Origin of the sequence: Pseudomonas sp. 43NM1 (assembly GCF_002836905.1) — a bacterium.
Lineage (GTDB): Bacteria > Pseudomonadota > Gammaproteobacteria > Pseudomonadales > Pseudomonadaceae > Aquipseudomonas > Aquipseudomonas prosekii.
Genome location: NZ_MKGS01000121.1, coordinates 1 through 977 on the forward strand (window position 1 = coordinate 1; position 977 = coordinate 977).

Annotated in this window: 1 pseudogene; it reads left to right on the forward strand. The window is 60.6% G+C overall.

What is annotated here, in order from left to right:
• Positions 1 to 45: 45 nt before the first annotated feature.
• Positions 46 to 977, forward strand: a pseudogene (locus BI292_RS11310) (hypothetical protein); the annotation flags it as partial.

A 977-nucleotide genomic window follows, 5' to 3' on the forward strand; every position in this document is an offset into this window, starting at 1 on the left:
AAGTCGGGGTACCACCCTACGCCGGTCTTTTCGAATGTGCGCAACTTGACCGTGACGGCTGCTGCCGCCACCACCATTACCTCGGTTAAAGGCTCACCGAGCAATGCCGAAATCCTTAATGGCGGCATCACCGTTGAAACCAGCGTCATCCTGAGCGGCATAGCCAGCAAAGGTCAGAAGGTGCAAGTGCTCGACGGCACCACCCTCAAAGGCGAACCCATCGCCAATGCAAGCACCGGAGTGTGGACGCTCACGGTTTCGGGACTGACCGTAGCGGCGCATAGTTTTACCGCCAGGGTCGGCACGGGGGCAGCCTCGGCAGCCAGGACCTTGACCGTGACGGCGGTCATCGTCCCGACCCTCACCTCGGTGAAAGGCTCGCCGAGTAACGCCGAGATTCCCGACAATGGCATCACGGTTGAAACATCGCTTCTCCTCACAGGGACTGCCAGCAAGGGCCAACTTGTCGAAATTCTCGACGGTTCAGGGGCCAGCGCAGTGTCCAAAGGAAAGGCAACGGCCAACCTCACCACCGGCGTCTGGCAACTGACTATTGCCGTCGCGGTCGGCGCTCACCGCTTGTGCGCAAAGTCGGGGTACCACCCTACGCCGGTCTTTTCGAATGTGCGCAACTTGACCGTGACGGCTGCTGCCGCCACCACCATTACCTCGGTTAAAGGCTCACCGAGCAATGCCGAAATCCTTAATGGCGGTATCACCGTTGAAACCAGCGTCATTCTGACCGGCATAGCCAGCAAAGGTCAGAAGGTGCAAGTGCTCGACGGCACCACCCTCAAAGGCGAACCCATCGCCAATGCAAGCACCGGAGTGTGGACGCTCACGGTTTCGGGACTGACCGTAGCGGCGCATAGTTTTACCGCCAGGGTCGGCACGGGGGCAGCCTCGGCAGCCAGGACCTTGACCGTGACGGCGGTCATCGTCCCGACCCTCACCTCGGTGAAAGGCTCGCCGAGTAA